Origin of the sequence: uncultured Pontibacter sp. (assembly GCF_947495565.1) — a bacterium.
GTDB lineage: Bacteria > Bacteroidota > Bacteroidia > Cytophagales > Hymenobacteraceae > Pontibacter.
Window position 1 is genome coordinate 1 of the sequence record NZ_CANLZM010000001.1, and the last position, 13,739, is coordinate 13,739.

The following is a 13,739-nucleotide window of genomic DNA, read 5'->3' on the forward strand; positions in this document are numbered from 1 at the left end:
GGTCTTGCAAGGGATACAGTGTAGATACGCAGAAGCGTTAGCCGGAGAAATCAATAGTTAATATAGGGGGAATTTGAGGCAACAAAAAAGCCACAGTCAACTTGAGTTGTCTGTGGCTTTTTTGTTGTTAGTGGTTGTTACTCTATCGGTACAAGCCTGTAAATTACGCCAGGTTTTTCAACGGCAACATAGATATAGCCGTCGGGGCTCATTTTTACTTCCCGTACGCGGCCGATGTTTTTTAGCAGCTTCTCTTCGCCCAGAATCTTGTCACCATCCATTTTCAGGCGGCTCAGGAATTGGAAGCGCAGGGAGCCCACCATCAAATCGCCTTCCCATTTTTTGTAACGGCTGCCGGTTACAAAAGCCATACCTGACGGCGCAATAGAAGGAACCCAATAGTGCAGCGGCTGCTCCAAGCCTTCTTTTTTGGTTAACTCCGTGAGTACGGTGCCATTATAGTTGATGCCGTAAGATATAACCGGCCAGCCATAGTTCTTTGCCTTCTCAGCTATATTCACCTCATCGCCGCCTCTTGGTCCGTGCTCATGTGTCCAGATTTTACCTGTTTGCGGGTGCATGGCCATGCCTTGTATGTTGCGGTGCCCATAAGAGTAAACGCTTGCCACAGCGCCGGCCTGGTTTGCAAAAGGGTTATCTGCCGGAATGCCGCCATCTGCTTTTATGCGGTGCACCTTACCAGCATGGCGCTCCAGGCTCTGCGGGTTTTCATCGTGGTTGCCCCGGTCACCTACAGATAAGTATAGGTTGCCGTCTTGGCCAAACTCTAGGCGAGAACCGTAGTGATGGCGGGTTTTAGAGTAGGGCAGCGCCTCAAAAATGACCTGCTGGTTGGTTAACTCATCGCCTTGCAGCTTTGCACGCATAACAGCTGTAGTAGACAACGTGCTGCCGCCTTCCTCTTTAAAAGCTGAGTAGGATAGGTAAACAAGGTTGTTCGTCTTAAAATCCGGGTGAACTTCTACATCCAGCAGGCCGCCTTGGCCCTGTGCCAGCACCTGAGGCGAGCCGGCTATTTTCTGAAGGGCTTTGCCCTGCGTGTATCGGTAAAGTATACCTGAGCGGTCTGTTATCAGCATGTCGCCGTTCGGCAAAAAGGCCATTCCCCAAGGCACATCCAGCCCAGTCACTACCGTGTCGAGGCGGAAGGTCAGTTCTTCGGAGGTTTGCACGGGGGCTAGCTCTTTCTCCTCGCTAAAATCGTATTGCTTTACTTCCTTGATGCCCTGCTGAATGTAAGTTACCAGCCCATTGATCTGCTCATCAGTAAAGGTCTCATCAAAAGCAGGCATGCCTTCGTCAGGATAGCCGTGTTTGATGGCTTTAAAAAGGTCCTGATCAGAGCTGCCGTGCTTCCATTTTCTGTCGGCAAACGCCTCCAGTTCTTCGCCGTGGCAACCGGAGCAGTAGCTGATGTAGGCAGCCTTTGCGTTACCCAGTGCAACTCCGGTGGTAACTGCTCCTGCAGCAGATGCTACGGCGTTGGCCGTAGCATCAGAAGAGGTGTTGGGCGAGGTAGTGCTTGTGCAGCTGCTGACACTAATCAGTGCGGCTGCCAGCAAAGTATAAAATGGGTATAAGTTTCTCATGCAGGTTTACCAGAAGGTCTAATGTGTAGTATGTTACTATGCAAATATACTTATCTCTTCAGAATCAATTTGAAGTTAAATTATGATGCAGTGCAACACGCGTTATAAAGTGTAACATGCGTTATAATAGGTGCCAGTGCTGCAGCAGCGGACCAGATTTTCCTAGAACCGGATCTGTGGCGGGCAGTGCTACAGCGGCAATGTTTTCTCTTTTTTCCTCCGGGTCTTCTTTTTCGGTGCAGATGTCATAATTTCCCTGTCCGGCCGGGTAGGCACCCACCACTTTAAAATCCGGAGAAGCGGATTTGAGGCAATGGCCTGTGCCTGCGGGTAATACCAGCATATCGCCAGCATTTGCAGTTAACTCCTGCGCGCCAGGTCCGCCAAGTATAAGTGTTGCCGAACCGGATGTCACGCCCAGCACCTCATGCGCCTTACTATGGTAATGATGGTAATTGAAGACACCGTTTACCCAGCTGCCGCGCCAGTTATTTTGCTGAAACGCATCTTTAAATTGGCTTACTAAATCATTGCTGTTCTTGAGCACCTGCCGGTACACCAGCAAGGGCAACTGTTGGTTGTTGGGTATGTTGCCGTGTGGCTGCAGGAGGTAAGTGGTGATTTGCAGATCTTTCATTATGAGGCGGCTTAACTTTTATACTTTCTGCAGATGCGGCTCTGCAAAAAGTATAAACGAAAAAGAGCCACACCCCGTGTGGCTCTTTTAGTTGCGAATAACTGTTTTTGGGTTCTACTTTTCTTCTATAGCTTTAAATACGAGGTCGGTCAGAAAATCCTGCAGTTGGTTGTTCTGGCCATTGTCAATGTTGGTGAGCGAAGGCAGGTGCTGCGCAAAAAAAAGCTGGTAATGCGCACTCTCTGCCACTGTAGAAACCAGCGAGTCAGGGTACTTATAAGTGGGGCTTATCTCCTGGATAATTGCCGATATACGTCTGCAGAGCCGCTTGTAGCTCAGAAAAAAACCTTCTTTATTATCTGCGTCCACATCCTTAGTCAGGTAAGCTTTAGCCGACTCCGCCACTACGATGCGCTGCAGAATTACTTCGCTGATGTGCGCAAAATCCATATCATCCTCCACTTTGCCGGACAATATACCGATCGCGATGCGAAGGCGATGTTCGGGCGCAGCAATATTGGTGGTGGCAAACACCAGGCGGTATTCCAGCCAGTTCCAATACCACGAAATCAAGTATACAAGCAACATGTGCTTGCTCTCAAAATACCTGTAAATCGTAGCTTCGGTAGTGCCTATCTTTTCTGCCAGCTTTCTAAAAGTAAATGATTCCAGCCCTAGTTCATCAATAAGAAGTATGGCATTCTGTATAATCTGTCGTCCTTTCTCTGTTGATTCAGGATCTTTCAGGTATACATTCTCATCAACTTTAATTTTAATGTTTGCCAGTAAATGCCTCATTTAGAGATTGTTGGTGTTTTGCGTTTATTCGTAAAAATTAACAGCGCCTGTCTCTACATCATACATGGCACCTACAATATTAATTTCACCGTTCTTCATCATCTCAGCAAGCACAGGGCTTTTCTCCTGGATCTCATCCACCGCCTTATGAACATTTACTTCCGCTACCTGCTCCACAAACTCGCTGTTTTTAGAGCTTCTGTCTCCTTCATACTTCACGGCATCAACAGACGGGGCTATTTTCTTAATCAAACCAGTCAGATTGCCCAACTCTACGTGGTCGCAGGCGCCTTTAACGGCTCCGCATCTGGTATGACCCAGTACCACAACAAGTTTAGAACCAGCCACTTTGCAGGCAAACTCCATGCTTCCAAGTATGTCTTCGTTTACAATGTTACCAGCTATTCGTGCGCTGAAAATGTCGCCCAATCCCTGATCGAAGATCAGCTCAGCTGATGTTCTGGAGTCGATACAGCTCAGGATAATGGCAAAAGGGAATTGCCCGGTAGAGGTTTCGTTTACCTGCTGCAGCAGGTTGCGGTTGGCCTTCAGGTTGTTAACAAAGCGCTTATTCCCTTCTGCCAGAATCTCCTTTACTTTTGCAGGTGTAAGTACTGCCTGCGTTTCTTTGGTCTGTGTTCTCATGTTTATGCCTTATCTGTTTTATATGGTTATACATTGATTTGTTTTTCCTGAGCGATTTCTTCATCACTCATTTCCTTTACCGTCAGCGCAATATTCTTATTCTTGGCTGTCTCTCTAAAGTCCTCAATCAGCTCTTTCACGTCCTGGTCAATAACAGCTGATTTGGAAATGTCTATTTCCAGTTCGGAGTCTGCCGGAATTTTGCGGAGCGTATCTAAAATATTGCCTTTGTTAAGGAACGTTACCTCCTGTGCCAGCACTACATGGTGGCGCTGTTTGCCGGCCGGTGTTTTAACTACTTCTGTGTAGTGGGACACATGGTAGCTGTTTTTGAGGATGAAGAATACCGCCACCGCCATGCCAATACCAATACCTGTAAGTAGGTCTGTAAAAACAATGGCTATAATAGTTATAATAAAAGGCAGAAACTGATTATATCCTGTTCTGTACATGCTCTTGAATAAAGCGGGCTTGGCGAGTTTATACCCAACTACCAGTAGTATAGCCGCCAAACTTGCCAGCGGAATCATGTTGAGGATACCCGGAATAAAAGCAACGGAGGCAAGTATAAGCAGGCCGTGGATAAAAGCAGATAGCTTGGTGCGGCCACCAGACTGTATGTTGGCCGAGCTTCTGACGATTACCTGGGTGATAGGCAAACCACCGATCAGACCAGATACCATGTTACCTATTCCCTGCGCTTTAAGCTCTCGGTTGGCTGGGCTGATGCGTTTGTAAGGGTCAAGTTTATCGGTAGCTTCCAAGCAAAGCAAAGTTTCTAAGCTGGCTACAATAGCGATAGTTCCTGCCAAAAACCATACTTCATAGCTAAGGATGCGGCTAAAATCCGGTGTGGTGAACTGCGATACAAAACCTCCGATACTTTCGGCCACAGGCAACTCAACCAGATGGTTAGGGGCTAATGCCAGCTGCGGGTAATAGTTGCTGAAAACCACGTTTAGGATGATGCCCAGCACCACCACTACCAGAGGCCCTTGGATAAGCTGAAATACTTTGCTTTTTTTAGAAAGCACCTGGTCCCAGAGTATAAGTATACCCAAAGACAGGACACTGATGATAAGCGCTGCAGGGGTTATGTAATTTAAGGCATCGAATAGGCCTGTAAACGTGTTTCCACCATCAGGCTGAATAAAATGCACATCCCCCTCGTAGTCACCGTCGTAGCCGAATGCGTGCGGTATCTGTTTTAAGATAATTATGACACCGATACCCGCCAGCATGCCTTTAATAACAGAAGTCGGGAAGTAGTAGCCGATGCTTCCTGCTTTCAGGAAACCCAACGCCAACTGAATAACTCCGGCCAGAAAGACAGCGGCCAAGAACACCTCGAAATTTCCTAAATCCTCGATAGCGTTGAGAACGATAACGGCAAGCCCTGCTGCCGGGCCACTCACACCTAGTTGGGAGCCACTAATAAGTGAAACAACAATACCTCCTACTATACCGGCAATAATACCCGAAAAAAGAGGAGCGCCTGAGGCCATGGCAATGCCCAGGCAGAGTGGTACGGCCACCAGAAACACAACGATTCCTGCCGGCAAGTCATTTTTGATTTCTTTGATACTGATCATACTTTATAACTGTTTTTCTATAGCTGTATTCTTTTTAACAATAGTAATACTATAGTGTTTCAAAGTAAGATAATTTTTTTTGGAAGCAAAAGTGTTTACAAGAATTTAACAGTCCTGTTTTGGAGATATTCTGTATTATGCAGCAGCTGTTGCAGGTAAAAAACGTTGGTTTATACTTTAAAATCGCTCATAATCAAGAATGCAAAAATGCTTTAGGATGATGCCTGTTAATAGATAAAGCCTTATATTAGGTTTAGTTGTGGAGAAGCCTTAGCGCAGGCCGCGATTGCAGCACTTATACCAAACAGCCAATCCAATGAAAAAGCTATCCAGAAGATCATTCCTCGGCAGCAGCACCTTTCTGTCCTTTGCGGGCGCGCTTGGCGCTTTGCCGCTGTTAGGCAGCAGCCCCAAAAAGCCGAAACCCAATTTTATACACCATGTTTACTTCTGGCTCCACAACCCCGATTCGGAAGAAGACAAAGCCAAACTGATTGAAGGGCTGAACACGCTGAAGGCAATTAAAGAAATACGTCTGGCCAAAATCGGGGTACCCGCCAGCACCAACCGCGATGTGATTGAAAGAGGTTATGCTATATCCTGGCTACTTTTCTTCGATAACCTGGAAGAGCAGGAGCTATACCAAAAGCACCCCATTCACCTGAATTTTGTGGAGAACTATGCGCCCCTGTGGTCGAAGGTGATAGTGTATGATTCGGTGGATGTGTAGGGGAAATATGGCTGTTTATACTTGTCCGGCTCCTCATGGCGCAAACGTCTATACGTGCCTTTACTAGGATGAGCAATACTCCAGTTGCAGTAGTTTCAGCAGAAGTATAAATCCGCCCCCTGCCCCTCCCGAGAGGGGAATTGCTCGTGAATGATTTCATACCCCTACCCCCGCCTGAAGGGAGCCAAAGCCAGAAATGAAATAAGCAGCTTATAAAGCTGTGGATGAACAAAGGCTATTAAGTATAGCTTATTTCAAATTGAAGAGAAGCAGCAGCTATGAAAGTATAAATTCACAAACATCCGCTTACACTAGAAAATCGCCTCCCACACTTCCACTCAAAAACCTTATCTTGCTTCTTTCATCATACCCACAAAAATCACTCTACTATGAAAAAAGCACTATTGCTGCTGCTGGCCGTAGCCTGCTGGGCCTGCACTTCCTCCCAAACAGAAACAGAAACCGCTGAAGCTGCCTCCATGGACCAACTGGCTGAACGCTATGTGAAAAACCTGCTTCAACTAGGCCAATACGACAGCGATATAGTGGATGCCTACTACGGACCGGAGGAGTGGAAGCCAACTGAAGCAGCGGCAGACTCGCTTCCCGCCGAAGATATTCTGAACGAGTTCCGAGCGATACAGGAGCAACTGGAGGCGCAGCCGGAGCAGAACCTGTCGGAAGACGAAAAGCGCCGCCTGGCCATGTTTAGAAAGCAGGTGCTGGCCGCCATTACCAAAGTGGAAATGATGCAGGGCAAAAAACTGCCTTTCGATGAGGAGGCCAAACTGCTGTATGATGCCGAGCCGCCGCACTACAAACTGGCCTACTTCGATTCCATACTTACCGAAATAGACCGCGAGCTGCCAGGCAAAGGAAGTATAACTGAGCGTTGGGATGCCTATCGCGCCAAATTTGAAATACCGAAAGCGAAGCTTGACACTGTATTTAAAGCTGCCATTGCTGAAGCGCGCAACCGCACCAAGGCACACTACCAACTGCCGGAGCAGGAGAATTTTAAAATGGAGTTTGTGACGGACAAAGCCTGGTCGGGATACAATTACTATAAAGGCAACGGCTATAGCCTCATTCAGATTAATACTGATTTCCCGATTTACATTGAGCGCGCCATTGACCTGGCTTCACACGAAGGCTACCCGGGCCACCATGTGTTTAATGCGCTGCTGGAGCAGAACTTGGTAAATGAAAAGGGCTGGAAAGAGTACTCGATCTACCCGCTGTTCAGCCCGCAGAGCCTGATTGCCGAGGGTAGCGCCAACTATGGCATTGAGGTGGCTTTTCCGGCGCAGGAGCGACTGGCTTTTGAAAAGGACGTCTTGTTTCCGTTGGCTGGTTTAAATGCAGCCGAAGCAGATCGGTACTACAGCATCCTGGAAAAAATAAGCCAGCTGGACTTTGCCGGTAACGAGACAGCCAGACTTTACCTGAACGGCGAGATTAGCAGGGAAGCCGCCGCCGACATGCTGGTAAAGTATAACCTCTACCAAAAAGACCGTGCCCTGCAGCGCACCCGCTTTATGGATAAGTACCGCAGCTATGTCATAAACTATAACCTGGGCCAGCAGCTGGTTCGCCAGTACATAGAAGCCAACGGCGGCACCGACAACAACCCGGAAAAGCGCTGGGAACTGTTTGGGGAGCTGCTTTCTAACCCTTACACCGCCTCCATGCTGAAATAGGCGTGCCTTTGATGTATAGAATCGTAGCTGCCCACGTAAGTAGGTATAGGCTATTATGACTTTGGCCATTTACTGTAAAACAGCAGCAGGTTACTTTTATACATCGTTTCATCTAAAACCTATACCAAAACTATGGCAAACAAAAATATGATAGGCATAGACGCTGATAAGGCGCAGCAGTTAGCCAATAAACTGAACATGCTACTGGCTAATTATCAGTTGTTTTATATTAATGCGAGAGGCTTTCACTGGAACATCTCCGGGAATAAGTTCTTTGAGCTGCACGCTAAATTTGAGGAGCTTTATGATGATGCTATCCTGAAGATTGATGAGATAGCCGAGCGCATTCTTACCCTGGGCCACACACCCTTCCATTCGTTTACTACTTACCTGGAGAACTCCATTATAAAAGAAGTAGCCGACGTATCGGATGGGGCAGAGGCTGTGCGTGAGGTACTTAATGGTTTTAAGGTGCTGATTGAGGCAGAGCGGGAACTATTAACGCTGTCTGGCGAGGCCGACGACGAAGGAACAAGCGCCCTGATGAGCGACTACATTCGCGAGCAAGAAAAGCTGGTTTGGATGTACTCAGCCTACCTGCGGGATTAGGTAGGACATATACTTTGGAAGAATCTGAAAAGCCACTCCATTGCGGGGTGGCTTTTTTGTATATAAGTGCTGTGTAAAATTATATATAATTGCTAAAATATAGTATATTTGTTAGTCCAATTCCCGTTATTCGCTGGATTTGAGTGTATAGCAGGAGTAAGTACTCCTGCTAGCTGATAGTTGGCACACATTACAATTATTGAAGAAAAGCATAGATGAAGAAGAATCCAGCTTTGGATGAGTTAATTTCCTCTATTGTAAATAGTAATACCCAAAAATTTATCGATGTATTAGAAGGAAGCTCAATAAACATGAACAACAGATGACGCAAAGGCTGGACTTTGCTTCATTATGCTGCCCAATACTTAGCTTTTGAAATAGGTCAGATACTTATTTCAAAAGGTGCTGATGTCAATGCGAAAGATGATTTCGGAAATAACGTGTTGTGGAGAGCAACTTTTTCATTCCAAGGTAAGGGTGAATTTATTGAATTGCTTTTAAGAAATGGTGCGGACAGGTTTGCTAAGAATAACAGCGGAATATGTCCTGTTGATTTAGCTAATACCATAAGCAACTATAACGTCAAGCAGTATTTTGAAGAATAACGCAGTGCCAACGTACTTAGCCATAAGCCAGCTACGCCGCCTTATGGCTAAGTACGTTGGCTGTAACCTTGTAAAAACATATCTATTGATAAACTAAACCCAGTTTGACAGATAAAACATGAAAACACTAAAAATCACTTTCATTTTAATACTGACAGCTTCTTTGATTTCTGTTGGATATATCTACTCTTTGACATTCCAGCCTGAAGGACGTTTGGACTGGGGACAAGTGTTATTTTTAAAAATGGTAGGTGACAACGATGAACAAATAGCGCTACTCAAAAAAATGAATGTTCAGCAGCGCAGCCATTTCATAGATGCATTACCATTTAATACCGCAGGCTTAACCATTGATACGCTTGAAATTACGAATGATAGCCTGACGGTTTTTATCTTCAAATCACAACATCTAACTAAAAATAGCCCTGTGATTGTCTATTTTCATGGTGGAGCTTTTGTTTTGCCCTGGACAAATTTGTCAGTAACTTATGCTTCACGTTTGGCTAATTCTTTTAACGCTATTGTAGTTGGTGTTGATTACAGGGTTGCCCCAGAACACCCCTTTCCCACACCAAATAACGATTGCTATGCTACCTTACTTTGGACAATACAAAATATAGAAAAATGGGAAGGAAACCCCAATCAAATAATCATTGCTGGCGAAAGTGCAGGCGCAACTTTGGCAACAACGGTAGCGATAAAGGCCAAGGAAGAGAATTTAACAAACATCAAATACCAACTTTTAGATTGCCCCGTTTCCTATATTCCATTCAAAACAGACGCTTATCAGAAGTTTAAGCGGGGGTATTATCTGGAAGAAACCGAAATGCTTTTTGGTGTAGAAAGTTATTTGCCGAATAAGGCTGATTATACGAATCCGCTGGCGATGCCTTACTATGCAGTTAACTTGTCAAATCTTCCCCCTGCCTATGTAATAACTACCGAATTTGACCCTTTGAGAGACACCGGACGGGATTATGTAAGAAAATTAAAAGAGGCTAACGTTCCAACCATACATAAAGAGGTGAAGGGCATGTTGCACTGCATACCAGGGCCGCTCAATGAAAAGGATAGAACTAAACTATATAACCAAATAGCAAAAGAAATCAACATCACAACATAAAATTGAAATACAAATAGAAAGGCAGCAGCCAACAAAATCTATGAGGTAGCTATGCCACCTCATAGCCCAGCACGTTGTAGCCAATTTGAAGTATGAAAAATGAAAAGCTCAGTAAAGAATTTGGTATACCAGAACTAACATAATATGAAGCATACATTTTTACTTATTTTATTTCTTTCTTTAGTCCCAGACATATTAGCCGCACAAGCTAAGCCAATTAACGAAGAAAAGTTTGTCACAATTGGAGGTATAGAGCAGTGGGTAACTATCAGCGGGGAGGACCAATCCAAATCCGTTATCCTGTTTCTGCATGGTGGGCCTGGCAGCACCATAAGTCAGTACGATGACGCCATCTATGGCTACTGGAAAAAAGACTTTGTTCTGGTGCACTGGGACCAGCGAGGGGCAGGAAAAACCTTTGGCCGTAATGCCCCCGATACGGTAACAGAGGATTACTGGATGGAGAACCCGCTGACTTTGGAGCAGATGACAGCCGATGGGATTGAGCTTTCTGAGTATTTGGTCAAGCACCTGGGCAAGCGGAAAATAGCCCTTGTAGGAACCTCCTGGGGATCGATATTAGGAGCAAAGATGGCAATTGCCCGCCCAGACCTTTTCTCTGCCTATATAGGCCACTCCCAGGTTGTAAACTTCTATGAAGGGTTTGCGCACGCCTACAGCCAAGTAACTAAAATGGCACAGAACACCAAAGACGAGGAGTCTTTAGATAAGCTGAAAGAATTGGGACCTCCCCCCTACGAGGATGCAAGGAAAGAAGGCCAGCTGATGCGCGTCATTAAAATGTACGAAAGGCAGAACTCAACACCAGCCCCCGCCTCTTGGTGGAAGGTGGCAAGTGCCTATGACAATGAAAAAGACGCTAACGACAGGTATAACGGAGATGATTATTCTTTTCTTTATTCTGCCGGCCACAAAAAGATGGGAATAAAGTCAATGATGGCTGGGGTGAACTTCATGAACGATGGCTTGCGCTATAAAATTCCTGTGTGCTTTATCCAAGGTGAGGGAGATATCCTGACCCCTAAAGTCCTTACCAAAGCGTATTTCGATAAAGTGAAAGCTCCGAAGAAAGAGTTCGTCCTTGTACCAGGTGCTGCACACGGTCACAACCAAGCCGTTATAGACGCGCAGTATGAAGCTGTGAAAAAGACCCTAAATCTCCGTTAGTAAACCAGAAACAACAGTAATAAGACTAGCTACAACCACACCCATAAGCCAGCTACGCCGCCTAATGGCCAAGTACGCCATTAGCAAATCTCTAAACCAACAACTTTCAATGCCAATTCTCCATATGTTCCGCATGGGTTTTTAAATAAGAGCCTGACTTGTAAAACTTATCGTAAAATTCTAAATCCAGGTGGTGGGCCTGCAGGTACGTAATCGTGAAGATAGAGGGCACTGTGCCCGGAAACTTGCCGAAGGTATCGTAAATGTACTGCGCCTGCATCGCCACACATTCCCTAAACTCCTCCGGGTGTACTTCGGCTGCCCCTCGCACCTTAGCTGAATCTTTCCAGGGGCCGGGCGTGTCTGCGTGAAAAGGGCCACCTTTACCAAATTTTCTGTCGCAGATAGCATCTACTGCGGCACGCATATTTGTGTGGTGAGGTGGGCAGTAGCCTTCCATCACACCTTTTAAGCCGGTAGGGTTGGGGTATGGCCAGCTGTTGTTAGTGTCGAACCTGAAGCCAAGTCCCGGCACATCAGGGTTTCCGCTTGCGCCAAGCATGCTAAACGGATCGATGCCGTCAAACATCCAACCGCCCAAACCCATAGCCTGCAGCATCAGGGCACCAGCGTAGCAACTGGTGCTTAACTCCGCAGTAAGTTCAGCCATAGACCATTGCTCCAAAAAAGTGATTGGCCATACGCTTTGTAGATTTGCCAGGTGGCTATACTTTTCTATGCCGGGTATGGGACGCTTATTTATATCGTCGGTAATTAACATTCCATTCTGCAGCATGTAACAGATGGCCAGCAGCACGTGCTGCGACAGGTCGCCTACAGGTATAACCAGCAGCGTACCCGGTTTATTTACCACCCAGGTATTGTGTGCTTCCACGTATGGCACCTCACAGGGTAGTTTTACACGCCCACCCTGCAGCTTTTTAACTTGATTTTTTAGCGGGTTGATGACAGCATTCAGGTCCAGGTGGCCGTTTGCATCTCGTTCAGCGGCGGCAGGAGCATCGCGGTTATCGAGAACATATACGCCTTCATCATCTGTAAAAAAAGTCATGCTGGTATGGAAACCGGCGGCAGACGGAAAAGTACGTCCTCCTGCGGCACCAGCGTAGTTGGAGAGGTGTGGGGCATACCTTGCTGCCCTGTAAATCATGTGGTGCCAACTGGTGCTGCCTGCGCAGGCTGTTACCACCAGCAGCTTCTCCAGCTCCGACAGCGGCACCGGCTCATACTTCGATTTGTAGGTGAAAACGCCATCCGGTATTTCTGCGCCCATAAAAAAACGGCGCGAACGGCGGCCTAACAGCGCATCTACAAGGCTAAAATCCATCATCTTCTCAAAACCCTTCGGTAGCTCCATCCCCATACTTTTTATAGCTTATACTTAGTTGTACTGTGGCGTTAGGCTATTGTTGAGCTGTTGGCCAAGTATAAACCCGGCGGCTACCAAGTTCTTTATGTGGTTTCAGGCGGATGCACCCTGTAGAGAGAGCGTAACAAGTATGGCTTTTTTGCTACCTTAGTACTACAAGGCAAGAACATCTAAACAAACTAAAGCTCTTTATCAATTTGAAAAAGATACAACTATACCAGATCGATGCTTTTACCGACAAAGTATTCGGAGGCAACCCGGCGGCTGTCTGCGTGCTGGATGCATGGCTAGCAAACGCAACCATGCAGCAGATAGCCGCTGAGAATAACTTGGCCGAGACCGCCTTCGTGGTGCCGAAAGGAGAGGACTACGAAATTACCTGGTTTACGCCTACCGTAGAAGTAGATTTGTGCGGCCACGCCACCTTGGCTGCCGCTTATGTGCTGTTCAGGTATGCCGGCCATACGTCAGAGGTGATCAGGTTCCACTCCCGCCGCAGCGGCCTGCTAACGGTGGAGAAGAGCGAAGATGCACTGACACTTGATTTCCCGACAGACAGGTATGAAGCAGTAATTACTCCGGATACCCTGATAAAAGCCTTCGGAAAAGCACCCTTACAGGCCTACAAAGGCAAAACTGATTACCTGCTTGTGTATGCTTCGCAGGAGGATGTGGAGGCATTTAAACCTGATATTGCATTGATCAACAGCGTGGAGGCAAGAGGTGTGATTGTAACAGCGCCGGGTCATGACGTTGATTTCGTGTCGAGGTTTTTCTGCCCGCAGGTAGGCATCAGCGAAGACCCGGTAACCGGCTCCGCCCACACCACACTAACTCCTTACTGGAGCGAAAAACTAGGCAAAAAAGTACTTACGGCCAAACAGCTTTCCGCCAGAAAAGGCAGCTTAACCTGCGAGTTTTTGGGAGACCGGGTAAAGATCACGGGCAAAGCCGTGACATATTTGAAGGGGGAGATAGAAGTATAGACCTAGCAGTGTCCAAAGGTCTGGCGAGGGTTTTCGCTCGTGCTGGCTATTGCTTGGGCCTCTGGCCCAGTCGAGTTGCAAACTCAACATGGTAAACAGACACGGGTTACAAACCCGCGCCAGCGG

General features: G+C 46.7%; 13 protein-coding genes. 7 read left to right on the forward strand and 6 right to left on the reverse strand.

From position 1 onward, the window contains the following. Positions 1-137: 137 nt before the first annotated feature. The 5 genes from Q1B04_RS00005 to Q1B04_RS00025 all read right to left on the reverse strand — a co-directional run bounded on the left by Q1B04_RS00005 (position 138) and on the right by Q1B04_RS00025 (position 5,282). Complete coding sequence (locus tag Q1B04_RS00005; protein WP_299754102.1) at positions 138-1,610, reverse strand: PQQ-dependent sugar dehydrogenase; 1,473 nt, start codon at positions 1,608-1,610, stop codon at positions 138-140. 121 nt (positions 1,611-1,731) lie between these two features. Continuing rightward, entirely contained in the window at positions 1,732-2,247 is a 516-nt protein-coding gene (locus tag Q1B04_RS00010) for a cupin domain-containing protein (RefSeq protein WP_299754104.1), read from the reverse strand. A gap of 114 nt (positions 2,248-2,361) precedes the next feature. Continuing rightward, the gene (locus tag Q1B04_RS00015; RefSeq protein ID WP_299754106.1) at positions 2,362-3,045 is read right to left on the reverse strand and encodes a TetR/AcrR family transcriptional regulator; all 684 of its coding nucleotides are present in this window, start codon (positions 3,043-3,045) and stop codon (positions 2,362-2,364) included. A gap of 24 nt (positions 3,046-3,069) precedes the next feature. Beyond that, positions 3,070-3,690 carry a carbonic anhydrase family protein gene (locus tag Q1B04_RS00020; protein WP_299754108.1) on the reverse strand — a complete coding sequence of 207 codons (621 nt, stop codon included), beginning with the start codon at positions 3,688-3,690 and terminating at the stop codon, positions 3,070-3,072. A 26-nt stretch (positions 3,691-3,716) separates the two neighbouring features. Further along, on the reverse strand, positions 3,717-5,282 hold the full coding sequence (locus tag Q1B04_RS00025; protein WP_299754110.1) for a SulP family inorganic anion transporter: 1,566 nt from the start codon (positions 5,280-5,282) through the stop codon (positions 3,717-3,719). Between the two features lie 316 nt (positions 5,283-5,598). Between Q1B04_RS00025 and Q1B04_RS00030 the strand changes: the two genes are divergently transcribed. The 6 genes from Q1B04_RS00030 (at position 5,599) to Q1B04_RS00055 (ending at position 11,237) form a co-directional block, all read left to right on the forward strand. Further along, positions 5,599-6,012 (forward strand): Dabb family protein, encoded by a 414-nt coding sequence (locus Q1B04_RS00030; RefSeq protein ID WP_299754112.1) that lies wholly within the window; start codon positions 5,599-5,601, stop codon positions 6,010-6,012. Positions 6,013-6,401: 389 nt separating this feature from the next. Beyond that, a complete protein-coding gene (locus Q1B04_RS00035) occupies positions 6,402-7,712 on the forward strand; it encodes a hypothetical protein (protein ID WP_299754114.1) in 1,311 nt (436 codons plus the stop codon). Positions 7,713-7,844: 132 nt separating this feature from the next. Beyond that, a complete protein-coding gene (locus Q1B04_RS00040) occupies positions 7,845-8,321 on the forward strand; it encodes a Dps family protein (RefSeq protein ID WP_299754116.1) in 477 nt (158 codons plus the stop codon). Positions 8,322-8,662: 341 nt separating this feature from the next. Continuing rightward, on the forward strand, positions 8,663-8,926 hold the full coding sequence (locus Q1B04_RS00045) for an ankyrin repeat domain-containing protein (protein WP_299754118.1): 264 nt from the start codon (positions 8,663-8,665) through the stop codon (positions 8,924-8,926). Positions 8,927-9,044: 118 nt separating this feature from the next. Further along, complete coding sequence (locus Q1B04_RS00050; protein WP_299754120.1) at positions 9,045-10,049, forward strand: alpha/beta hydrolase; 1,005 nt, start codon at positions 9,045-9,047, stop codon at positions 10,047-10,049. Between the two features lie 144 nt (positions 10,050-10,193). Further along, positions 10,194-11,237 (forward strand): alpha/beta hydrolase, encoded by a 1,044-nt coding sequence (locus Q1B04_RS00055; RefSeq protein WP_299754123.1) that lies wholly within the window; start codon positions 10,194-10,196, stop codon positions 11,235-11,237. Positions 11,238-11,343: 106 nt separating this feature from the next. Here the strand turns inward: Q1B04_RS00055 and Q1B04_RS00060 are convergent, their stop codons facing one another. After that, complete coding sequence (locus Q1B04_RS00060) at positions 11,344-12,615, reverse strand: hypothetical protein (protein ID WP_299754125.1); 1,272 nt, start codon at positions 12,613-12,615, stop codon at positions 11,344-11,346. A gap of 209 nt (positions 12,616-12,824) precedes the next feature. On the opposite strand from Q1B04_RS00060, the gene Q1B04_RS00065 reads away from it, so the two are divergent. Then, the gene (locus Q1B04_RS00065; protein ID WP_299754127.1) at positions 12,825-13,613 is read left to right on the forward strand and encodes a PhzF family phenazine biosynthesis protein; all 789 of its coding nucleotides are present in this window, start codon (positions 12,825-12,827) and stop codon (positions 13,611-13,613) included. Positions 13,614-13,739: the final 126 nt, after the last annotated feature.

Coding starts and splice junctions, on each gene's coding strand:
- Q1B04_RS00015 (WP_299754106.1), bottom strand. CDS start 3,045: ATGAGGCATTTACTGGCAAACATTAAAATTAAAGTTGATGAGAATGTA.
- Q1B04_RS00025 (WP_299754110.1), bottom strand. CDS start 5,282: ATGATCAGTATCAAAGAAATCAAAAATGACTTGCCGGCAGGAATCGTT.
- Q1B04_RS00005 (WP_299754102.1), bottom strand. CDS start 1,610: ATGAGAAACTTATACCCATTTTATACTTTGCTGGCAGCCGCACTGATT.
- Q1B04_RS00060 (WP_299754125.1), bottom strand. CDS start 12,615: ATGGAGCTACCGAAGGGTTTTGAGAAGATGATGGATTTTAGCCTTGTA.
- Q1B04_RS00020 (WP_299754108.1), bottom strand. CDS start 3,690: ATGAGAACACAGACCAAAGAAACGCAGGCAGTACTTACACCTGCAAAA.
- Q1B04_RS00030 (WP_299754112.1), top strand. CDS start 5,599: ATGAAAAAGCTATCCAGAAGATCATTCCTCGGCAGCAGCACCTTTCTG.
- Q1B04_RS00010 (WP_299754104.1), bottom strand. CDS start 2,247: ATGAAAGATCTGCAAATCACCACTTACCTCCTGCAGCCACACGGCAAC.
- Q1B04_RS00050 (WP_299754120.1), top strand. CDS start 9,045: ATGAAAACACTAAAAATCACTTTCATTTTAATACTGACAGCTTCTTTG.
- Q1B04_RS00040 (WP_299754116.1), top strand. CDS start 7,845: ATGGCAAACAAAAATATGATAGGCATAGACGCTGATAAGGCGCAGCAG.
- Q1B04_RS00055 (WP_299754123.1), top strand. CDS start 10,194: ATGAAGCATACATTTTTACTTATTTTATTTCTTTCTTTAGTCCCAGAC.
- Q1B04_RS00035 (WP_299754114.1), top strand. CDS start 6,402: ATGAAAAAAGCACTATTGCTGCTGCTGGCCGTAGCCTGCTGGGCCTGC.